This is a genomic window from Pseudanabaenaceae cyanobacterium SKYG29, from assembly GCA_025055675.1.
Taxonomy (GTDB): Bacteria; Cyanobacteriota; Cyanobacteriia; order Pseudanabaenales; family Pseudanabaenaceae; genus M5B4.
The window spans coordinates 171,582-193,291 of sequence record JANWWT010000006.1 but is presented as its reverse complement, the minus strand read 5'-3'; the positions used below and the strand labels follow the sequence as shown (position 1 = coordinate 193,291).

Below are 21,710 nucleotides of genomic sequence, written 5' to 3'. Positions count from 1 at the left end.
GCTGGTCAGCCATTGTTCTTCCTAGGCGGCTTTGTGGTCGAAAAAGATGAATAACACTAGCACCCCGACTAAGTGAGAAATATTTGCTAGCCATAGGGCATAGGCTAGAGCCAGAAAGATGACGCCGCTGTAGATGGGATGACGGACAAAACTATAGAGACCAGTTGTGATCAAAGCGCTTTCGTCTTTTAGGTGAGGGAGGGGCACCGCTGATGTAACCACTGGGAATACCCCCCAAAGCTTTGAGCCTTGCTCTGCTAAAGACAGCACAAGCGGGAGAGCGAAGATTGCTAGAAGCCATCTTGAAAGAAGTGTCAGCATCGAAAACAATTCCTGTCCTATGGGCACGACAATGGGCAGCAAGAAAGAAAGTCATTAAAGCGGCATAGTAACCATGCCTAGCACCCGCTGTACCCATGACAACCAGTTCTCCATTGACTAATTCGTAGCTTTGCCCATCCTCTGGCAGATTCATGAAGTCTTTATCTGTCCATTCCTTCTGGATACTAACCATCAAAACTTGTAAGCTCTAATTCCCCATATCTACTATAAAGTAATTTGGCTTCACTTCACTAGAGAGAATCTGCCTGTAGATATTTACGCAGGCGCCATTTTTCCCCATCATGAGAAAGAAGATAAAATTTTGGGGATGCCAAAGAAAAAAGTTGCAGTTGTTGGTGCAGGTATTGGCGGTTTGACAGCCGCGGCTTTGTTGGCAAAAGAGGACTACGAAGTCACTGTATTTGAACAGGCAATGGTGGCAGGGGGCTGTGCTTCTACATTTCGCCGACGGCAATTTGTTTTTGATGTGGGGGCAACGCAGGTAGCGGGTTTGGAACCAGGGGGAATTCACAATCGCATTTTTCAGCTCCTTGCTGTCCCTCTACCTGAGGCAACTATTTGTGACCCAGCTTGTGCGGTTTTTCTCCCCCAAGAAACTACGCCTGTAAATGTGTGGCACGATCGGGTTAAGTGGCACCAAGAAAGAAACAAACAGTTTCCTGGCAGTGAATTGTTTTGGCAATTTTTGCAGGATTTGTTTGAGCGGAGTTGGCGTTTTCAAGTCCGTGACCCTGTTTTACCTCCTCGCAATTTGTGGGATTTACAACAACTACTGCAGGCACTGCGCTGGGATACAGTCGGCACTATGCCCTACATTTTTTGTACGGTGGGGGATGCTCTAAGGGGATTTGGTTTGCATAACGATCGGCGCTTGCGCACATTTCTCGACCTACAATTAAAGCTCTACTCTCAAGTCAACGCGGAAGAAACTGCTTTGCTCTATGCTGCTACTACTCTGGCTGTCTCCCAGGCACCTTTGGGTCTATTTCATTTGCAGGGAAGTATGCAAGTATTATCCGATCGGTTGTTGTTTGCTCTGGCAAAATATGGGGGAAAAATCAAGTATCGCCATCGTGTCAAAGAAATTAAACCAGGTAAGAAATTGACTCTTACTATACAGCAGGGGCAGTCGTTTGTAGAAGCAGAATTTGATTATGTGGTTGCTAATGTCACGGTGCAGAATTTAGTGAGGCTATTACAGTTATCGCCCAAGCATGGCTATCGTCAAAGAGTGGAATCTCTGCCTAATCCTTGGGGGGCATTTGTTGTCTATCTGGGTGTGAAAGAGGCGGCTGTTCCTGCCGATTGTCCCCCCCATTTACAGCTTTTGGATAGCTATGACACCGATCGGTCTTTGTTTGTCTCTGTGAGTAAGCCAGGAGATGGCAGAGCACCCTTGGGCAGGCGCACTATCATTGCTTCGGAATTCACACCGATCGATTTATGGCAAGAGGTGGCAGACTATCAGGAGCAAAAGGCATTTTTTACACAAAGAGCAATTAAGCAATTAAACCAGTTCTTTAATTTAGAAGGGAATATCGTGCATGTAGAAGCAGCTACGCCGAGGACATTTCTTAGATATACCGATCGGTGGGCAGGGATTGTGGGGGGTGTGGGTATGCGGGTAAATACTTTTGGCCCCTTTGCCTTTGCCAATCGTACGCCTTGGGAGGGTCTGTGGCTGGTAGGAGATTCTACCCATCCAGGGGAAGGAACAGCGGGTGTAAGCTATTCGGCATGGACAACTTTCAGACAAATTTTAGCCCAGGATAAACGATGAATATCAGCACAGAGTTTTTGTTAGCAGAAATGGCGGCTTGTCGTCAACATACTCTAGCTATTTTTACACAGGTCGAGGAATCAATATGCTATGTGCAGGCTCATCCAGAATTCAGCCCGATCGGTTGGCATTTAGGTCACATTGCCTACACTGAGTCTTTATGGTTGTTACCTGGGGAATGGCAGTCCAAATTATCAATACCTGAGGCGAAGAGTTATTTCTCGGTGGAGAATTTACCTAAGTCTAATCGTTCCTGTCTGCCTCCCCTAGCTGACATCATAGAATACTGCCAGGAGGTACGGGAGTTAGTCAAGAATTTGTCCCAGAGATTTGGTGCAGAGCAATATAAACTACTAGCTTTTCTCTTGCAACATGAAAGTCAACATCGGGAGATTATTTGTTATGTCCTGCACATGTTAGGTCACCCAGTTGTAGGTATACCACCAGTAATTCCCGCGGCAGTTGTTGGCAGGACTGTCACTATTTCTGGGGGAGAATTTACCCAAGGGAGCGATGATTTTTGGGCATTGGACAATGAACGGCAACCTTTCTGTCAGTATGTGGATGAATTTACGATCGATGTACATCCCATTACTAGAGGGCAGTACCGAGAATTCATAGAGGCGGGGGGATACGATCGGGAGGAACTGTGGTCAAGAGAAGGTTGGCAGTGGCGACAACAACAGCCCGAAGTTTTTAGACCAAGATTTTGGCAGGGAGAGGGATTAACTGACCACCATCCTGTTTATGGCGTGAGTTTTTATGAGGCGGAAGCCTATGCTAAATTTGTTGGCAAAAGATTACCAACGGAGTCAGAGTGGGAATTAAGCTATCAGTTCTTGCCTGACTACAACTATGTTTATCAGTGGACGCAGACTAAGTTCTATGCTTATCCAGGGTTCCGATTTTTCCCCTACCAAGGCTATTCAGCTAATTACTTCGATGACCAACATTTTGTATTGAGGGGTAAATCCTGGCAAAGCCAAAAATGGACTGTCAGACCAACATTTAGAAATTGGTATCATCCCCATATCCGCAATATTTTTGTGGGTATCAGGTGTGTTATGCCTGCATCTGGTTAGCAATGATAGCTTTCACTGTTATTTCACCGTAGAACTCTGTTTGCTCTAATACTACTTTGGACTGGGAGGACAGCAGAAGTAATGCCCAAAATATCCCTACTTTGTCATGGAACAGGCTGGCTAACTCTGTAATAGTAAATTCCCCTGAGTTATTTTGCAAAAAATTCTCCAAGCTAGCAGCAATTTCCGATAGATTTTCCTTGTGGGCTAACTGACTGATTGCCTTGATCTGCGCCTTACTGACCTTTTTGTTGCTCTTGGGACGAGGGCGACGCTCTTTGTTGATTTCAGCCGCTATCTGTTCAATCTGACCAATCAAGTCCTGGAGGGTAACTTTGCGCAGGGGAGGTGGAGCAGTGCCACGACGACGGATGTGTTTTTCCCAATCGATCGGTAATTTCTCTCCTTCTGCTAGCTCATCTGTCAGTTGTTCTTCTATTAGCTTGTCTGCTTCCTGGGGCGAGGGGGGAGATATGGTTTGCGCCTTTAACAATAACAACATGGATGCATACAAAATTGCCTGACCAGAGTCATACAAACCCTGCCGATCGTGGTCAACCAAACGAGAGAGAAACCGATCGATGACAGCAATTACATCCACATCCCAGGGATCAATCTCCCCCCGTTCGGCTAACTCAATCAATAACGCGATTGCTTCTTTCGTCACAGACTCTGGTAGCATAACTCTTAGCCCTTAGGTTTATCTTCTACTTCCACATCGATCGCACCTTGTAACATCAGTTGATGTTTTTCTGCCTGAATTGATAGTTCTTCTACCTTCTTTTGTAGGGCTTTGATTTGTTTCTCTTTATCACTCAGTGCCACTGATTCCTGCAGACCTGTCCAGACCGCAAATAGCCAGGCTAAAACCGCCCCCACACCCATAGCCAGAATCATTTCGATCGCGATCGGGGCTTGTAGTTTGATGTCCTTCTCCTTATAAAGAAAAATTGTGGCAGTTTCAGTATTTTCCATGCCAAAAAAGACCAGGATTAAGACGACAAGGAAAAAAAATAGGAAGGTGAGTTGCCGCATTGACTTATCTGCTAAACTTCGCCTCTATAGTACGACCTTTGTTGCCCTTTGTTCAATCAATTTTTCTTAAGCCAAGGGCAATATGACTGTGGGCACTGATGCAATCTAGCACCTCTCTGGCACGTTTGATGACTTGGGGTGGCAAACCCGCCAATCTTCCTACCTCAATCCCATAGGATTTATCTGCCCCACCTGGCTGCACTTGATGTAAGAAGACAATCTCATCTTCTAACTCTCGCACGGTTACCTGAAAGTTGGCAACATTTGGCAAGACTAAAGCTAGCTCATTTAATTCATGGTAGTGGGTAGCAAAGATGGTTTTTGCCCTGATGTGTTTTGCCAGATATTCCGACACCGACCAAGCGATCGCGATGCCATCAAAAGTAGCAGTACCCCTGCCAATTTCATCCAACAAAACTAGGGAAGTCTCTTTGGCATGATTGAGAATGTTAGCAGTTTCGTTCATCTCCACCATGAAAGTCGATTGTCCTGTGGCAATGTCATCCACTGCCCCCACACGGGTAAAAATACGATCGCAGATACCTAATCGGGCTGACTGAGCAGGGACAAAACTGCCTATCTGAGCCAATAATTGAATCAAACCTGTCTGACGGAGAAAGATACTCTTGCCACTCATGTTCGGTCCCGTGAGGATAATTAAATCAGGGCTACCTTCGCCCAAACAGACAGAATTGGGCACAAAAAAGCCAGGGGGGAGCGTCTGTTCCACCACAGGATGACGACCTTGTTCGATTTCAATCCTGTTTCTATCGTGCAAGATGGGACGGGTGTAATTGTATTTAGCACTGACTTCAGCCAGACTACACAAAACATCTATAGCCGCCACCGATCGGGCAACAGTACGTATTAGGTCAATGTGTTTAGCGCAGTGCAGACGCAGGTCAACAAAGATATCATATTCCATTTGATTTAGCTGGGCTTCCCCCTGCAGAATGCGAGTTTCTTTCTCTTTCAGTTCAGGAGTAATAAAACGCTCTTCATTAGTCAGAGTCTGTTTGCGGATGTATTCGGGGGGAGCTAGATTACTCTTGCCGCGAGAGATACTGATGTAATAGCCAAAAGCCTTGTTGAAGCTAACTTTCAGCGTAGGAATGTTTGTTCTCTCCCTCTCTCTTTTCTCTAATTCTGATAACCATTGAATGTCATCCTGGCGCTGTTGCCGCAGCTCATCCAGTTCTTTGTTGACCCCTGGACGAATTAAACCACCCTCTGTCAAACTAATGGGTGGATTCTCTACTAGAGTCGTCTGTATTCTGTCAGCCAGAGCTAGTAAAGATTTGGGCAGATGTTGTAACGTTTGCAGATATTCCGTTTGGCACTGCTGGAGTAATTGACTGATGGCAGATAAGCGATCGAGGGATTGCCCCAGGGCTACTAAGTCCCTGGCATTAGCGGTGTTGGAGCTAATCCGTCCTGCAATTCTCTCTATGTCATACACTCCCTCCAGCAAATCCCGTAACTTTTTGCGCAGCAGATGGTTGTGTAGTTCCTCGATCGTGTCTAATCTCTTCTCTATCTGTCTTATATCTTTTAGGGGTTGCAATAGCCATTGTTTTAATAACCTACCCCCCATAGCTGTAACAGTGCGATCGAGTGCCCAGAGGAGAGAACCTGTAGTAGTATTATCCCTGACTGTGTGGGTAATTTCCAAGTTCCTTCTGGTTTGATGATCCAGGATCAAATAATCGCTGACTGTGTAGGTGAACAGAGGTTGTAAGACAGGAGGTGTGTTTTTTTGAGTTTCTGCCAAATAGGCGAGAATTGCCCCCGCCGATCGGATGGCTAAAGGTAAATCCTCACAGCCGAAACCCTCCAGTGAACGGACTTTATACTGTTGCATTAATTTTTCCCGCGCTGGTACGAGGGCAAAAGCTGAGGTTGACAAAGGAGTGTAACAAAACTGTGACGGTAAAAAATCAGGTAAATCCTGTTTGTTGAAATTAGGCACCTCCACAGGATAGAGAATTTCCGCTGGTTGCAGACGCAAGAGTTCCTGTACCAACTGTTCATTACTCTGCAATTGCGTTGTAAAAAACTCCCCCGTAGAAATGTCCGTAGCGGCTAAACCCCATTTGTCATTACTATTAATGATGGCACAGAGAAAGTTATGTTGTTTAGCGGAGAGAATTTCTTCTTCCACTACTGTGCCAGGAGTCATAACCCTTGTTACCTCTCTTCTCACTAACCCCTTAGCCTGACTGGCATCTTCCATCTGGTCACAAATGGCAACCGCTCTTCCCTTTGCCAATAACTGCCGCACATAACGATCGAGGGCATGGAAGGGAATCCCCGCCATAGCTACCCTGCCGATGTCTTTACCTGCTTCCCTCCCAGTTAAAACCAATTCCAGTTCTTTAGCAATGAAGACCGCATCCTCAAAAAACGCTTCGTAAAAGTCTCCCAGACGGTATAGAACGATCGTGTGGGGGTAAGCCCGCTTGACTTCCATGTACTGGCGCATCATGGGGGTAAGTTGATTGATGTCCACGGCAGCGGATTCCAGCAATAGTTTAATAGCCATACACAGAGCCAAGGGGTTAGCCCCAAATTATAATCCATGTTTGGGATGGACTGGAAGCGGGAGACAAAATGTGCTAACTTAACCGTCTTAAATGATAGGAGAAGATAACTATGGGCTACCCCGTAACCCTCATTCGTGGCGATGGTATTGGTCCTGAAGTGGCACAGGCAATGCAAACTGTTGTCGATGCCACGGGGGTAGGGATTGACTGGACAATAGTCGATGCCGGTGTAGATGTGATGGAGCAATATGGTACTCCTTTACCTGACCATGTCCTAGAATCTATCCGCCGCACCAAAGTTGCTATCAAAGGTCCAATTACCACCCCTGTGGGGTCTGGGTTCCGCTCTGTCAACGTTGCTATTAGAAAGGAACTCGACCTCTATGCCAATCTCAGACCAGCCCGATCGATGGTGGGGGTCAAAAGCCCATTTACCAACATTGACTTGGTCGTAGTGCGGGAAAATACCGAAGACCTTTACGCTGGTATTGAATTTCAACAGGGGACAGAGGAAAACGACAAAGCCAGGGACTTTCTCAGCACCCTCTCAGGTAAAAAGATCAGAGAAGACAGTGCGATCGGTGTGAAGCCAATTTCCATCTTTGGCAGTCGTCGCATCGTGCGATTTGCCTTTGAATACGCTAAGAAGAACGGCAGAAGAAAAGTCACAGCCGTACACAAAGCCAACATCATGAAGTTTACTGATGGTCTGTTTTTAGAAGTAGCACGGGAAGTAGCACAAAACTACCCGGAAATTGAATTTGAAGACCGCATTGTAGACAACATGTGTATGCAATTGATGCAAAAGCCTGAGTTGTATGATGTATTAGTCTTACCTAATCTGTATGGTGATATTATTTCCGATTTGACAGCGGGGATGGTAGGGGGATTAGGAGTTGCTCCAGGTGCTAACATTGGCGATGAGTATGCTGTCTTTGAAGCAATCCACGGTTCTGCTCCCAAGTATGCAGGGCAAGATAAAGTAAATCCCACAGCTCTCATTCTCTCTGCTTGTCTGATGTTGCGTTACCTAGGGGAAGAAACCGCTGCTAGCAGGGTACAAAAGGCTGTGGAAACTGTGATTGCTGAAGGTAAACATGTCACCTACGACCTTGCTCCCCCCGGTGTAACTCCTGTCGGTACTCAAGCCATGGCAAAAGCGATCGGGGATGTTGTGGCGAAAAGCTAATCTAGGGGGAAAGATGCTGTCAGTTGTCAATCTCACGGTGGATTATGATGGTGTCCAAGCCCTAGCAGGCATTGACCTAGAGGTGAATCAAGGGGAAATTGTCACTCTGATTGGTGCCAACGGAGCAGGGAAAACTACCACGCTTAAAGCAATTTCGGGGTTAGTGCAAATCCGATCGGGTTCAATCTACTATCAAGGTCAGCTACTCAACCGCGTACCACCCCACCAGCGCCTGCACCTAGGTATTGCCCATTGTCCTGAGGGACGGCATATTCTGCAAAAACAAACTGTGAAAGTGAACCTAGAGTTAGGAGCGTTTATCCGATCGGACCGCACTGCCATTGCCCAAGATATGGAGAGAATGTTTACCCTCTTTCCCCGCTTGGGAGAACGACAGAATCAGCTAGCAGGTACGCTGAGCGGCGGTGAACAACAGATGTTGGCGATCGCTAGGGCTTTGATGTCCCGCCCCCAACTGCTCCTCCTGGATGAACCTAGTTTAGGGCTAGCTCCCCAAATCGTCCAAGACATCTTCCGCGTAATTCAGGAGCTGAACCAGGCAGGCATGACAATTCTTCTAGTGGAACAAAATGCTAAATTGGCACTGGAGATTGCCGATCGGGGTTATGTCCTGGAAGCAGGGGAAATTAAATGTAGTGGCGCTGACCTCCTCCATGACCCTAGGGTACAACTTGCCTACCTGGGGTAGAAATTGCCATGGCTAGGACCTATCGGGCAACGGGGATAAATCTGAAGGGGATGCCCCTGGGAGAAAAGGACAAGCTCTTGACTGTATTGACCAAGGAATATGGGTTGATTCGGGTAGTAGCGCCAGGGGCAAGGAAGTATGGCTCCAAGTTGGGGGGGCGGGCAGAACTGTTTGTCGTCAATGATTTGCTCATCACCCAGGGGCGCACCCTCGATCGCATCACCCAGGCAGAGACCCAGGAGAGCTTTTTAGTCCTGGGGCAGAACTTAGCCAAATTGACCTGTGCCCAATACCTGGCAGAAATTGTCCTCAAACAGGCGTTGACTGATCAGCCCCAGGTAGAATTATTCAGTGTTTTTACTGACCTATTGCACCGCATACAAAGCCAAGCGGAGTCACCCCATACTTTGCCCATATTTGTCCAGGGCATTTACCGTCTCTTGGCCCTAGCTGGTTTTGCGCCTCAGTTGTACCGTTGTTGTATTTCCCAGGAGTTGTGGGACTTCTCCAGGGCAGCAGGCAGGAAAATCCCCTTTAGTGTGGTGGGGGGTGGTGTGGTCAAGCCAGGGGTGAGCGCCCCCGTTAGCCATTATCTCACTGCCCAGGAGTTACGGGTATTGCAAACTCTGGCGGCCAAAGAGTTACCCCCAGAAGTGTTATCGTTATCGATCGATTCTTGGCTAGTATTGGAAAGGGTGTTACGCGCCTATACCCAGTATCATCTGGAAATGCACCTGCAATCAGCTGATCTCATCGATCGTTGTTTCCCTGTATGACCTTAATGCAGTCCCTGCCTCTCACTCGCAATTTCAATTTTCTCTCCATTTGGTTGTCCCAGGTCTTTTCCCAAATTGCGGACAAGATTTACCTGGTGTTCACGATCGCTTTGATTTCTCAACAACTGTTTAACGAGGGCACAGAAATTCGCCCTTTTGTTACGGGAGTGATGGTAGCTTTCACAATCCCAGCTATTCTGTTCGGCTCCCTGGCGGGGGTATTCGTCGATCGGTGGTCAAAAAAATGGGTGTTAATTGCTTCCAATTTGCTACGGGGGACGTTAATTTTGCTGCTGCCCGTGGTGATGGGGCTGTTGGGCAAGGGAGTAAAAGCCTATGGCGTGTTGTTGGTTATTACCTTCCTAGTCTCCACATTGACCCAGTTTTTTACACCCGCTGAGCAATCGGCAATTACTTTGGTGGTGCAGCGGGACCAACTCCTGACCGCCAATTCTGTCTATGCGACGACGGTCATGGGGGCACTCATCTTGGGCTTTGCTGTAGGTAAACCTGCCTTAGAACTGGCTGACCGAATTTTGGGCATTTGGGGCAAGGAAGTGCTGGTGGGGGGCTGTTATACCCTAGCGGGGGTGATTTTGCTGTCCTTGGTAACAGGGGAGAGGGAAAGGGGGCACAGCCAACCCCATATCTGGACAGACCTGCAGGAAGGATTTGCCTATGTCCAAACTCAACCCCTCGTGCAGGGAGCATTAGTACAGTTGGTCACTACCTATTCTGTCATTGCCGCTTTGACAGTGCTGGCTGTGCAAATTGCTGAACAGATGCCCCAGTTGCGGGCGGATGATTTTGGTTACTTACTGTCGGTTTCCAGTGTGGGGATTGCCCTTGCCGCAGGAATTCTAGCCCGCTTTGGCCAGATCCTCCCCTACCGCCGCACCACCCTCTATGGCACGATCGGAATGGCAATTGCCCTGGCTCTACTTTCCCTGACAGCCAAAGATTTGTTCCCTGCTCTGATTACTACTACCCTGATTGGGGTCTTTGCCGGTTTGTGTGCAATCCCTATGCAGACTCTAATTCAGGAAAAAACCCCCGAACAACTGCGGGGAAAGGTGTTTGGCTTACAAAACAATATCATCAATGTGGCTCTCAGTTTGCCCTTGGCTTTGGCGGGAGTGGCAGAATCCTATTTCGGCCTAACGATCGTGCTCTGGAGTCTGGCACTGGTGGCTCTGGCGGGGGGACTGTGGAGTTGGTCAATTATGGTCAAATAGTCAGAGTTGCCTGATCACCACAAGGGTGATGTCGTCGTAAACCTGGTTACTGCCAATGAACGCATCCACAGCCTGGATGATGGCAGCTCTGATTTGATTGGCGGTTTTAGTAGCGTTCTCCCGCAGCACCTGGCACAGCCGATCGATGCCGAATAACTCCTTGTGCGGATTCTCTGCCTCTGTAATGCCATCGGTATAGAGCACAACAATATCCCCAGGAGCAAGCGTAACTTGGTATTGCTGCACATAGTCGGTGATGTCATCTGTAAGGGCCACGGGAAAACCCAGGTCAATGGTATCAATCCGTTCTATTTCCCCATGGTGGCGCAGGACAATAACTTCTTCATGCTGACCACTGATATGTAGGGTACGGTCTTGGTAATCCAAAACGATCAGGGTCATACTTTTGTCTGAACCCATGCGCTGCACGTTTTCGTAGAGCACCCGATTGACAATCTGGAAAAATCGCCTAGGGTCAACTTCCGCCGCATGACACATGGTACTAATTGCTGTCTGCGCCATGATCATCAATACCCCACTTTCTATACCGTGCCCTGTAACGTCGCCAATGCTAATTTTGATTCTCTCCCCCTGCCGCAGCACATCGTAGTAGTCACCCCCCACGGCTTCTGCTGGGGACATAAACCCTGAAATATCTAAATTGGCAATACTTTTTAGCTCCTCCTCCTTGGGTAGGATCATCTGCTGTAGCTGACGGGTGAGGTCTAGTTCCGCCGCTAGTTTGAGATTTTCTGACTTTAACTTGTCATTGAGGGCTAGGATTTCCTGCTGGGCACTCTGCAGGGCATCCATGACACGGTTGTAGCGCAGAGCGATTGGTCCCAACTCCGTAAAGGTATCTACGGGTGCGCGCCGATGCAGGTCTTGCCCCTCCGCGTGGGCTTCCATAACCTGAACAAGGTCGTAAGCTTCTGTCTTTGCCTTGTGTTCTGCCCAGTTTAACCCCTTTTCCTCTTCCTGCTTCGTTACCCGTAGGGGATAGTGGGGATGAATCAAACGCAAAACCAGATAGGTCAAGCCAAAAGCCCACACCCCCGCCACGACTATGCCTAAAGTCTGAACACCCAACTGTTGCCAGACTGACAAACCTGTGTTAATTACTTCCCGATCGCCAAACAAGGGCAATGCTAGCGTCCCCCACACCCCTGCCCCCAGGTGCACAGGAATTGCACCCACAGCATCATCGATGCGGTAGTGCTCCAACAGGTCGGCGACTAAAACCATGACCGCCGCCCCGATCGCGCCGATCACAAAGGCTGAACCCGTGGAGATAGCAAAACAATTGGCTGTCACCCCCACCAGACCCGCCAGACAACCATTGATTAAAAAATCCATATCCAAAATGCGGTAGCGGTGATAGCTCAACCAAATACCCATCAACATGCCGCCACCGCCCCCCATAACTGTATTGAGAATGATGGGGGCAACCATGGCATTGAATTCCAGGGTACTGCCGCCATTGAAGCCCAACCAACCAAACCACAATAGCAGCATGCCCAAAACTGCCATGGGGAGATTGGAGCTGTGGAGTTTTTGTACCCTGCCCCGATCGTCAAATCGTCCCTGCCGTGGGCCAATGATCACCAGCACCGCTAGAGAAATCCAACCGCCAATACTATGTACTACCGTTGAGCCAGCAAAATCAATAAACCCCAATTTGCCTAGCCAGCCCAGCGCCTGTCCCTGATCAACGCCATTCCACACCCAATGGCCATAGAGAGGGTAAACTAGCCCTGAACACAAGCTGCTGATGATGAGATAAGCAAGAAACTTTAAGCGCTCTGCCACTGCCCCTGACACAATAGTTGTCGCCGTGCCACAGAACATCAACTGAAACAAAAAAAAAGCACTCAGCTTAAAGTCAGTCCCAGGAGAGACAAAAAATTGGGAAACTCCCAGCCACCCCGCCGCACTAGAACCAAACATCAGCCCATAGCCTAAAGACCAAAACAGAGCCACAGATATGGCAAAATCAGCGGCATTTTTGGCAGCCACATTGATGCTGTTCTTCGAGCGGGTCAAACCCGACTCCAGGCACATAAAGCCTGCTTGCATTAAAAACACCAACCCCGCTGCCAAAACTAACCACAGAGTATCTAACACGTTGCCTTTCGTCCCCAGGGGTACGCGGGATAAAGCTGCCAGGAAGACATCAGCAGAGACAAGTTCCAGACCCATAGAAGATTAAAAGGAATTTTTACCAGCATTTGTGTCATAGAATACAGCAAGAGCGTTATGGACTGGTCGCGTCTCTCCCTGCTTGTCCACAGTAGTACCACCAAGCCATAGACCTGTCGAACTACCGCCATCTAAGTTGAGGGCATCCACTGCTCCTAGTTGTTGCAGAATTTTGGTCGTTTCCTCTAGGGTGGGGTTAGGGTAAAGGGTGAGCAAAAGTAAGTTGTTATTTTTTAGCCTAGCAATGACACTGCGGGGAGCAGCTTGGGTAGCGAAAGTTTTACTAAAACCTTCTTTGTGGGCATCGGCAACAGGTTTGCCGTTCTGCAAGAGTAAAGGACCGCCACCCAACAAATGGGGCAGTTGATTAAAAGCAGAGGGACGGACACTGACCTCCCCCTTGACCAGGGTTTGGGGAGCCAGGAGGGTTGTGATTTCAGGCACCTGTCTAGCTACTAACAGATAGCCGTTAGGGGGAGGTAGAAATTTCTGGGTGAAACTAGTAGCAACAGTGATATTCTGCACAACGCGGTTGTCCTGGACAGTCACGATCGTTTCGTTATCCGTCAAGTTGGTGTATTCTCCCCAGCTGGGTAGATAGCGGGCAATCCCTTTTTGGACAAAGCCACTGTTGAGATTGGTTAAGTTAATTTTTTGGTTGTCCGGCAAGGTAATCGTTTCCCTGTAGTTGAGGCGATCGAAGGTAAATTCATGGCGATCGTTCCAGGCAACTGCCCCCCGCTCAAACACTGCGCCACTGTACCAGACCCCCTCCCGTTTAATCGGCGATACAGGTAGTTGGCGGTCACGATTGAAAAATCCCCCATTGATCGCAGCGACGGCCCTATTGACAGTGGCAATAGTATTTAAGGGAACTGTGCCTGTCATGCCCTGATTTGCCCAGATGGGGCGAAAGCTAATCCCCTGTTGCTGGGGGTTGATTTCTAGTCCGTAAAACTGCCAGCGTTTTCCCTCTACTGCTAGCCATTCTTCCCGCCAGGTAATGCCAGGTAACCAGGCAATTCTCTGGGGTGGGGGCAAAAAGTTTTCTTCTAGGTCAATCACTAAACGGGGGGGATTGCTGAGGGTGCGCACCTGGGGAATTAAGTTCGGGTTGAATTGCAGATCGATAGTTGTCTCTTTTCCTGCAGGGCGGATTTGTAGTTGCGTTATCCGATCGGTGCTCTGGGTCAGGCGAGGGGAGTTGGGGTTATTAGTTTCCGCGGCAACGGTCACAGTCAACTGATTGCCTACTTGACTTTGCTGCCAGGGGGTAGGACGACTGAGGAGCAGGGTTATGCGCTCCCCTTTGTCGGTGCTATTGCGTCTAATTTCTGTCACCTTGGCATCGGGGGTAAAGATTTTCAAGGTATCCCCTGTAATTTCTGTGCGCCAATCTGCTTTGATGTTGTCGATTTGCAAGAGCCGACTAGGGGGGACAAACAAACTGTTGGCAAAAGTAGGAGCGCCATACCACTGATACCGCTGCTGCTCTGGACGATCGGAGCTTAAGAATGTGACACCTACAGCCCGCCGCACCCAGTGGTCTTGGATAAATATCTGCCCCTTATCATTCTGTTGCCAGGGTACATTGTAGGGTTTGCCATTGAGTTCAATTTTGCTACCTGCCTCTGCCCCCCCCCACCAGCACAGGACAAGGAGTAAAAACCCTATTGTCTCCCTTGTTGTTGCCACGCCTGCCACAGAGTTAGCCCCCCCACATAACCATAACCGATCGTGTACATGAGCAGATAGGGCAAAGAAGTGAAAAACGACTCCCGCCATGCCACCACCATAGCTATTAGACCATAGACACAGAGAGCAAGTTCCCCCAAAGCCATGGGGTCAAAGGGTAGCTTATACACTTTATCTTGCCAGCGATCAGCCGTAGTTTTGATATTGAACTTAGGTGTACGACGAAAATGGACACCGTAGTTAAACAAACCTTCCAAGACCGCTCGGCTATTATTCAGGGATAGCCCTGTCCCCAACAGAGAGAGGAGAAACACCCGATCAATATGCTGCCACCAACTTTTAGGATAGATTGCCCTCTGTCCTGCTAGGTAGAGGATAGTTGGTCCCAGAGCCGCTGGCGTAATAAAGCCCCAAAAACTCATCACTGATTCCTTAAGGGTGGGAACATCTTGGGGCAAAAGTAGCATAGTGGGAATTGCCAGCAACAGTGCCCCCAGAGCAAATAACTGAGTAGCATAGCCCGTGAGATGAATAGTCGCCTGAATTTTTGCCAGATAGGATAGTTGGGGATGGGACCACACCTGGGGCAATAATTTCTTGGCACATTGGATAGTTCCCTTAGCCCAGCGAAACTGTTGTAACTTAAAGGCTGCCATTGCCACAGGTAGTTCAGCGGGAGCCACGATCGTGCGGTCGAACAAAATCCGCCAGCCCTGCAACTGCGCCCGATAACTCAAATCCGTATCCTCTGCCAAAGTGTCCCCCTGCCAGCCCCCACTACTTAAAATTGCTTCTTTGCGCCAAATCCCCGCCGTGCCGTTGAAATTCAACAGCCAGTTGTTGACCGATCGGGACTGTTGCTCTACCATAAAATGCCCATCCAGACAAACCGCCTGCAGTTTGGTCAAGAGGGAATAATTGGGGTTGAGATGTCCCCAGCGCGTTTGCACCACACCAATGCGATCGGCAGCAGGATAGTTAAAAAAGTGACTGATAGTCTCCTTTAACCAGCTCGGTTCAGGCACAAAATCGGCATCAAACATAGCAATAAATTCCCCTTGAGCAGCGGTTAGACCTGCCTGTAATGCCCCTGCCTTGAACCCCTCGCGATGGGAGCGGTGGGTATAGCTAATCCAGTGTCCTTTAGCCTGATATTCCGCCACGATCGTCTGCAAAATTGTGCGTGTATCGTCCGTAGAGTCATCCAAAACCTGAATAAACAACCGATCCCGTGGGTAATCCAACTGACAGACCGCATCCACCAGGCGTTGCACTACATACCGTTCGTTGTAGATTGGTAACTGTACTGTCACGACAGGCAATTCCTCTGGTGGCAGAGATGTGGTCGAACGGGGAGCAGGCTTATTCATCAAAGTCAAAAAGAGGGAATTTAGCCCATAGAGAAGCAGCCACAGGGCGACTAAGCCATTAAATACCGTCAAAAAACCGACTAGGACGAAAATACTCTCTAACCCTTCCAACTAGCCACAAGTAGTAGAAATACCACGAAACCCGTTATAAGGATAGATACACTTTGCAGTATCATAGGATGCTAGATAGGCACTAAACTATATGATCAATAGAGTCCACCTAGTAGGGCGAGCTGGCAAAGACCCTGAGATTACCTTTTTTGAGTCGGGTAACTGTGTCTCCAAATTCACTTTGGCTGTTAATCGGCGTACCAGTAACCGTGATGAGCAACCCGACTGGTTCGATATAGAAATATGGGGAAAAAGAGCAGAGGTAGCAGCCAATTACGTGAAAAAGGGACACCTGGTGGGGATTGTAGGCTCTTTGAAATTCGATCGGTGGAAAGACAAAACCACAGGGGAAGACCGCTCCCGTCCAGTAGTGCTGGTAGATGAGCTGGAACTCCTGACTTCCAAAAAAGAAGCGGAAGCTATGGCAACAGGAGGAAATGACTTTTAATGACCCCCAAGCTGATCATTCACGGTGGGGCAGGGGATGACCCCGAAGGCAAAGGTAACCAAGCGGAAACTAGGGCTATCCTGCAACAAATAACTAGAGCGGTTTACAGTAAGCTCCTGGAGGGGGCAAGCGCCCTGGAAGCGGTGATTTATGCCTGTCAACTCCTAGAGGATGAACCCCGTTTCAACGCTGGTACTGGCTCTGTCCTGCAGTCCGATGGGCAAATTAGAATGAGTGCTTCCCTCATGGATGGGCAGCGCCAAAGTTTTAGCGGCGTCATCAACGTCAGCCGTGTAAAAAACCCTATCCACCTTGCCCAGTTTTTACAAAATAGTCCCGATCGAGTCCTCTCTGACTACGGTGCTTTGGAACTAGCCAGGGAGTTAAATATCCCTCCTTACAACCCCTTGACTGACCAAAGACTCCAGGAGTGGGTAGAAGAAAGAAAAAGCAACTTCCAGCGCAAAATGGCAGAGGTAATACTCAGGGAAAAAGGTACGATCGGGGCTGTCGCCCTTGACCAGGAAGGGAGACTGTGTGCCGGCACCTCCACAGGGGGCAGGGGCTTTGAACGCATTGGCAGAGTGAGCGATTCCGCCACCCCCGCTGGCAATTACGCCAACAGTTTTGCTGCCGTCAGTTGTACAGGGGTAGGGGAAGACATCCTGGATGAAGGCTTAGCCGTCAAAATCGTTACCCGTGTCACCGATGGCATGACTCTCCAAGCAGCCCTGGAAAAATCCTTTGCCGAAGCTCGCAGCCGTCACCGTGATTTTGGTGCGATCGCCATTGACCACACAGGAGCGATCGGGTGGGATAAAACCTGCCCCGTGCTGTTTGCCGCCTACCATGACGGGGAGCAAGTGGGAGACACGTTAAGCTAAAGGTGACCATCGATACTATGATCGACAAGGAAACAATCCCACAGCACTATGGCAAATCTCAAGAGTATTCGCGACCGCATCAACAGTGTCAAAAACACCCGCAAAATCACTGAAGCCATGCGCCTAGTGGCAGCAGCAAAAGTGCGGCGTGCCCAACAACAGGTGATCGATGCTAGACCCTTTGCCGATCGCTTAGCCCAGGTTCTCTACCGGTTACAGACCCGCCTCAAGCTAGAAGATGTGGACTTACCCCTACTGCGGACACGGCAAGTGAAAACCGTAGGGTTATTAGTAATTTCGGGGGATCGGGGTCTCTGTGGCGCTTATAACGCCAATATCATTCGCTATGCGGAAAACCGCGCCAAGGAACTGCAGGAAAAAGGTTTGAGCTATCAATTTATTATTATTGGCAGAAAAGCCCTACAGTACTTCAGCCGTCGCCAGCAACCCATTCTAGCCTCCTACACTAATTTGCCCCAAATCCCCAGCGCCACTGAATCTGCCAAGATTGCCACTGAATTTACCGATAACTTTTTGGCAGGTAAACTCGATCGGGTGGAGTTGCTCTACAGTCGCTTCGTATCTTTGATCAGTTCCAGACCCGTCACCCAAACCCTCTTACCCCTGGAACCCCAAGGTCTTGAACCCAAGGATGATGAAATCTTTCGTTTAGTCATTAGGGGCGGTAAGTTTGGTGTAGAGCGAGAAGTCCTGGAGACCACCGTTAGAGAAATTCCCCGCGATATGATTTTTGAGCAGGATGCCGTACAACTGTTGAATGCTCTGCTACCCCTTTATGTCAACAACCAACTGCTGCGCGCGTTACGGGAAGCGGCTGCTAGTGAACTTGCGGCGCGGATGACTGCCATGAGCAACGCCAGTGACAACGCGGCGGAACTTGCCCGTGTACTGACCCTGAGCTACAACAAAGCCCGCCAAGCTGCCATCACCCAGGAAATTATTGAAGTGGTATCTGGTGCCGCTCCCGTCTCCTCCTGATAAAATAGGAGAAGTAGAATTAGACCAACTACCACTCTAGTTCCATGCCAGCCCCCAACCGTTCCCTGCGCAATACCTTTGCCCGCTATGAATCAATGCGCTTACAGGCTCTGCTGCCGCCTGAACTACAAGCATGGGTCAAGGTGATCCAGGCGGATGGGGTGCGTCCCAAGCTTATCTCCTGTGAGGAGGCGGGGGGAGACGAGGTGGTCATCTTAATTGACATGCCCAAATGGGAACGTCTCTCGGAAGACCAACGCAACTTGCTATTTTGGCATGAGGTAGCTCGCATTCAAAATGACAATGTGCCCAAGGATGGCTGGGAAGTAGCAGCCTTAGCGGTGGGTCTGGGTGGCGCTGTGGGTGAGCTGTGGGTACAAAATGGTGCTCTCTTTTTGGCGGCGTTAGCTGTCTGTGCGGTGGCAGGATTTCAACTCTGGCGCAAGGGGACAACCAAAAAGGATATTCGCCGTTTGATTGAGGCAGACCAGGGGGCAATTCGCCTAGCCGTGAAAAACGGTTATAAACTCCCTGATGCCTACAAGAGTTTGGGAACAGCGCTGAAAACCATGCTGAACCAAGCTAAGGGTAGACAAAAGATGGTCCTAGAGGCACGGCTAGAAGCTCTCAGGGCAGATGCCGCCCGCGCTAAACGCAACTACGATGGTTGAAGTAGCTCTGAGGAATAGTTATGCGTATTCTGCACACCATGTTGCGGGTAGGGGATTTGGAGAAGTCCCTTGATTTTTACTGCAATGTTTTGGGTATGAATCTCATTCGGCGCAAGGATTATCCAGGGGGTCGTTTTACCTTGGCATTTGTCGGTTATGGCAGTGAAGAAGAGGGAGCAGTCATTGAACTGACCCACAACTGGGATACGCCCTCCTACAATATTGGTGATGGCTTTGGTCACGTAGCTCTAGGGGTAGAAGATATTTACAGTGCCTGTCAGGCAATTCGGGAAAAAGGGGGCAAAATTGTGCGCGAACCCGGTCCCATGAGGCACGGCACCACGGAAATTGCTTTTGTGGAAGACCCCGATGGCTACAAAATTGAGTTAATCCAATTGAAGAACCGCCAAGACTAGTGCACCGCCTTCTGTTTCGCGTGGGGTTAGGGATAACGCTGGTATTTTGTCTGGTGGCTGTCCTTACCCCTCTTCTCATCCGATCGGGTTGGCTCTACGACCCCAATACTTTCCTGGATTTCCCTGTTCATTCCCCTCCTTCCTGGAGTCACTGGCTAGGGACAGATTTACAGGGACATGATGTCTTGGCACGGGTACTGGCAGGAACAGGGGTAGCTTTACAGGTGGTGTTGTTTTCCACAGTGGTTAGTGTCACGATCGGTCTGCCGCTGGGTTTGTGGAGTGGTTATAGTGGTGGCTGGCTCGATCGTTGCCTGGTTTTCCTCATGGATGCTATCTATACAATTCCCAGCCTACTGTTATCAATCGCTATTGCCTTTGTGGTGGGCAAGGGAGTGGGAAATGCTGTGATTGCTCTGAGTGTGGTATATATTCCCCAGTATTTTCGCCTATTCCGTAATCAGACCGTCAGCGTAAAAAATGAATTATATATTGAGGCAGCCCGATCGTTGGGAGCCAGTCAGTTTTGGATTTTATGGCGGTATGTGTTACCGAATGTATTACCTAGCCTACCGGTACTGCTGAGTTTGAATAGCGCTGATGCCGTTTTGACCCTGGCGGGGCTGGGATTTTTAGGCTTAGGGGTACCGCCAGAGATACCAGAATGGGGACATGACCTCAAACAAGCCCTCGATGCCCTGTCTACAGGAGAACCGATTTGGTGGACAACCTTTTTCCCTGGACTTGCCATTACTCTATTAGTTACAGGTTTATCTTTAGTAGGAGAAGGATTAAAAGTCCACGGAGATAGACGCAGGGAGATGCATGTATCAGAGGGATTATGACAACAATTTTCCTATTTTTACTATTGTTTTTCCTGGTTGAACTAGTGATTGTGTTAGTAAATCTAGCCTTGCGTTTATTAGTAACGATGTTTGTGATATACGATCAAGTACAAAAGATGAAACGAGGAGAACCTAACTTAAACAGAATAGCTGCCACTAGAGCGCAGCGACTGCTATAGTGTATACCCCAATCTGACCTGGATTTTCTGACCGATCAGGAGTTTTTGTTTTACGGGGCTTTCGAATACGAAAATATTCCCTTGCTCATCTGGCAACAGTCTAAAACGCAGCGATACTTTGGCGTGCACAACTATCAAATTGCAGAATTCATGACCCTATTTACAGAAAATGTTTCCCTTACTTCTTCTAATAACTTAGATAGCTTTTTGTTCCCACTAGCACAGGGGAGTTTCTTTCAACAGCTAACTACTGACAGCTTGGCAGAGCTATGGCAATATCACCTGGACGGGGAAACTTTCCTGCAAGATGAATACGGTGTCCCTGCTCTCAATATCCCTTATGACATAGAGCAAATCATCGCTTCAAGAACTATCGAGCTTGGCAAAACAATTGCTAGTATATCCCTGTATTAGTTGCCTGCCCCCTACTGGTACTATTTTAAAAGGGGCAAGTACAATAATATACCCGTCGCTAAGCAGCTAACTGACCCTCACTATAAACATCTTTACCGTAATAACTCCCTCAAAATTGTCTAAATTTTCGTTGACTCCAAATTTTGCAAAAGCCCGATAATGTACTACTCGAGGAGCCTGCTAGGTTGAAACATCTCGGCTCCTAGTGCTGTGCTGTATCCCGCTCTAACATCTAAAGGTTACTGACTTAGTTGGGTTCGCCACTCGGTGAGTTTCTTTCTCACTTCCTCCTTCATGACACTGTGCAATCGCCTCTGGGGAGCAATTTTTGCTCTCTGCTTCCTGTGCATACTCTTCTGGGCAGACCGTACATCCTGTTCCAGGTGGAGGGCAGACATCCACTCGGCACCAAATCCCCCCACTGTCAGCTGCTGGGCACGATCGGATGTCACTACAATTATCCGCCTGAGCTTGCGCAGCTGGGCACAAACTTTCTCAATGTAGCTGTCTGCTGTTTGGTGATAGTCAGTGTAATGAAGTTTCAAGTACTGGGTTACATCCTCCGTTGACCCGGGGTGGGGCTGGTTGTAGGCATCAAAAACGATCGTGGTATGAAACCCCCTGTAGGCACTGTAGCTAGCGAGAATTTCCACTAACCTGTCCCTGGCCAGGGCGATATTACCTGTTGATTTTAATTCCTGCAGGGACTGCCAAGTTCCTACTACATTGTATCCATCTACCAGCATCACAGGGGGAGACATAGTGAATTTTTGTAACGTCTACCCCTA

Annotated in this window: 22 protein-coding genes; 13 read left to right on the top strand and 9 right to left on the bottom strand. The window is 48.8% G+C overall.

The window, feature by feature from the left end:
• Positions 1-21: 21 nt before the first annotated feature.
• Positions 22-174: a hypothetical protein gene (locus NZM01_11010; GenBank protein ID MCS6960563.1), complete on the bottom strand. Its 153-nt coding sequence runs from the start codon at positions 172-174 to the stop codon at positions 22-24.
• Positions 152-514, bottom strand: coding sequence for a Uma2 family endonuclease (locus NZM01_11005; GenBank protein MCS6960562.1), 363 nt, complete (start codon positions 512-514; stop codon positions 152-154). The genes NZM01_11010 and NZM01_11005 overlap by 23 nt, the downstream gene beginning before the upstream one ends.
• Before the next feature lie 135 nt (positions 515-649).
• Between NZM01_11005 and crtD the strand changes: the two genes are divergently transcribed.
• Entirely contained in the window at positions 650-2,122 is a 1,473-nt protein-coding gene (crtD, locus tag NZM01_11000) for a C-3',4' desaturase CrtD (GenBank protein MCS6960561.1), read from the top strand.
• Positions 2,119-3,204: an SUMF1/EgtB/PvdO family nonheme iron enzyme gene (locus NZM01_10995; GenBank protein MCS6960560.1), complete on the top strand. Its 1,086-nt coding sequence runs from the start codon at positions 2,119-2,121 to the stop codon at positions 3,202-3,204. The genes crtD and NZM01_10995 overlap by 4 nt, the downstream gene beginning before the upstream one ends.
• Here NZM01_10995 and NZM01_10990 read toward each other — a convergent pair.
• The 3 genes from NZM01_10990 to mutS are packed head-to-tail and all read right to left on the bottom strand — an operon-like array spanning position 3,185 to position 6,781.
• Positions 3,185-3,886, bottom strand: coding sequence for a segregation/condensation protein A (locus NZM01_10990; protein ID MCS6960559.1), 702 nt, complete (start codon positions 3,884-3,886; stop codon positions 3,185-3,187). The two genes, NZM01_10995 and NZM01_10990, sit on opposite strands and share 20 nt — an antisense overlap.
• A gap of 5 nt (positions 3,887-3,891) precedes the next feature.
• On the bottom strand, positions 3,892-4,239 hold the full coding sequence (locus NZM01_10985) for a LapA family protein (protein ID MCS6960558.1): 348 nt from the start codon (positions 4,237-4,239) through the stop codon (positions 3,892-3,894).
• Positions 4,240-4,291: 52 nt separating this feature from the next.
• Positions 4,292-6,781: a DNA mismatch repair protein MutS gene (gene mutS / locus NZM01_10980; protein ID MCS6960557.1), complete on the bottom strand. Its 2,490-nt coding sequence runs from the start codon at positions 6,779-6,781 to the stop codon at positions 4,292-4,294.
• Positions 6,782-6,891: 110 nt separating this feature from the next.
• On the opposite strand from mutS, the gene NZM01_10975 reads away from it, so the two are divergent.
• Genes NZM01_10975 through NZM01_10960 form a run of 4 tightly spaced genes read left to right on the top strand, consistent with a single transcriptional unit; the run spans position 6,892 to position 10,691 of the window.
• Positions 6,892-7,971: an isocitrate/isopropylmalate dehydrogenase family protein gene (locus tag NZM01_10975; protein MCS6960556.1), complete on the top strand. Its 1,080-nt coding sequence runs from the start codon at positions 6,892-6,894 to the stop codon at positions 7,969-7,971.
• Between the two features lie 13 nt (positions 7,972-7,984).
• The gene (locus NZM01_10970) at positions 7,985-8,680 is read left to right on the top strand and encodes an ABC transporter ATP-binding protein (protein MCS6960555.1); all 696 of its coding nucleotides are present in this window, start codon (positions 7,985-7,987) and stop codon (positions 8,678-8,680) included.
• An 8-nt stretch (positions 8,681-8,688) separates the two neighbouring features.
• Positions 8,689-9,456, top strand: coding sequence for a DNA repair protein RecO (gene recO / locus NZM01_10965; protein MCS6960554.1), 768 nt, complete (start codon positions 8,689-8,691; stop codon positions 9,454-9,456).
• Complete coding sequence (locus tag NZM01_10960; GenBank protein MCS6960553.1) at positions 9,453-10,691, top strand: MFS transporter; 1,239 nt, start codon at positions 9,453-9,455, stop codon at positions 10,689-10,691. Before recO ends, NZM01_10960 begins: the two co-directional genes overlap by 4 nt.
• Here the strand turns inward: NZM01_10960 and amt are convergent, their stop codons facing one another.
• From amt to NZM01_10945, 3 genes are read right to left on the bottom strand one after another with little or no spacing between them, the layout of a single operon-like run.
• Positions 10,692-12,890 carry an ammonium transporter gene (amt, locus tag NZM01_10955; GenBank protein ID MCS6960552.1) on the bottom strand — a complete coding sequence of 733 codons (2,199 nt, stop codon included), beginning with the start codon at positions 12,888-12,890 and terminating at the stop codon, positions 10,692-10,694. It lies immediately after the preceding gene.
• A 6-nt stretch (positions 12,891-12,896) separates the two neighbouring features.
• A complete protein-coding gene (locus NZM01_10950; GenBank protein MCS6960551.1) occupies positions 12,897-14,675 on the bottom strand; it encodes a phosphodiester glycosidase family protein in 1,779 nt (592 codons plus the stop codon).
• Positions 14,561-16,066 (bottom strand): glycosyltransferase, encoded by a 1,506-nt coding sequence (locus NZM01_10945; protein ID MCS6960550.1) that lies wholly within the window; start codon positions 16,064-16,066, stop codon positions 14,561-14,563. Before NZM01_10945 ends, NZM01_10950 begins: the two co-directional genes overlap by 115 nt.
• 91 nt (positions 16,067-16,157) lie before the next feature.
• Here NZM01_10945 and NZM01_10940 point away from each other — a divergent pair, with 91 nt between their 5' ends.
• The 7 genes from NZM01_10940 to NZM01_10910 all read left to right on the top strand — a co-directional run bounded on the left by NZM01_10940 (position 16,158) and on the right by NZM01_10910 (position 20,922).
• Positions 16,158-16,514, top strand: coding sequence for a single-stranded DNA-binding protein (locus tag NZM01_10940; protein ID MCS6960549.1), 357 nt, complete (start codon positions 16,158-16,160; stop codon positions 16,512-16,514).
• Complete coding sequence (locus tag NZM01_10935) at positions 16,514-17,398, top strand: isoaspartyl peptidase/L-asparaginase (protein MCS6960548.1); 885 nt, start codon at positions 16,514-16,516, stop codon at positions 17,396-17,398. Before NZM01_10940 ends, NZM01_10935 begins: the two co-directional genes overlap by 1 nt.
• Before the next feature lie 48 nt (positions 17,399-17,446).
• On the top strand, positions 17,447-18,397 hold the full coding sequence (locus tag NZM01_10930) for a F0F1 ATP synthase subunit gamma (GenBank protein MCS6960547.1): 951 nt from the start codon (positions 17,447-17,449) through the stop codon (positions 18,395-18,397).
• 44 nt (positions 18,398-18,441) lie between these two features.
• Positions 18,442-19,068: a DUF3318 domain-containing protein gene (locus NZM01_10925; GenBank protein ID MCS6960546.1), complete on the top strand. Its 627-nt coding sequence runs from the start codon at positions 18,442-18,444 to the stop codon at positions 19,066-19,068.
• 20 nt (positions 19,069-19,088) lie between these two features.
• Positions 19,089-19,484 (top strand): lactoylglutathione lyase, encoded by a 396-nt coding sequence (gene gloA / locus NZM01_10920; GenBank protein ID MCS6960545.1) that lies wholly within the window; start codon positions 19,089-19,091, stop codon positions 19,482-19,484.
• Complete coding sequence (locus tag NZM01_10915) at positions 19,484-20,329, top strand: ABC transporter permease (GenBank protein ID MCS6960544.1); 846 nt, start codon at positions 19,484-19,486, stop codon at positions 20,327-20,329. The genes gloA and NZM01_10915 overlap by 1 nt, the downstream gene beginning before the upstream one ends.
• A 329-nt stretch (positions 20,330-20,658) precedes the next feature.
• Entirely contained in the window at positions 20,659-20,922 is a 264-nt protein-coding gene (locus tag NZM01_10910) for a hypothetical protein (GenBank protein MCS6960543.1), read from the top strand.
• A gap of 239 nt (positions 20,923-21,161) precedes the next feature.
• On the opposite strand, the gene NZM01_10905 is transcribed toward NZM01_10910, so the two are convergent.
• A complete protein-coding gene (locus NZM01_10905) occupies positions 21,162-21,683 on the bottom strand; it encodes an NYN domain-containing protein (protein ID MCS6960542.1) in 522 nt (173 codons plus the stop codon).
• Between the last annotated feature and the right edge of the window lie 27 nt (positions 21,684-21,710).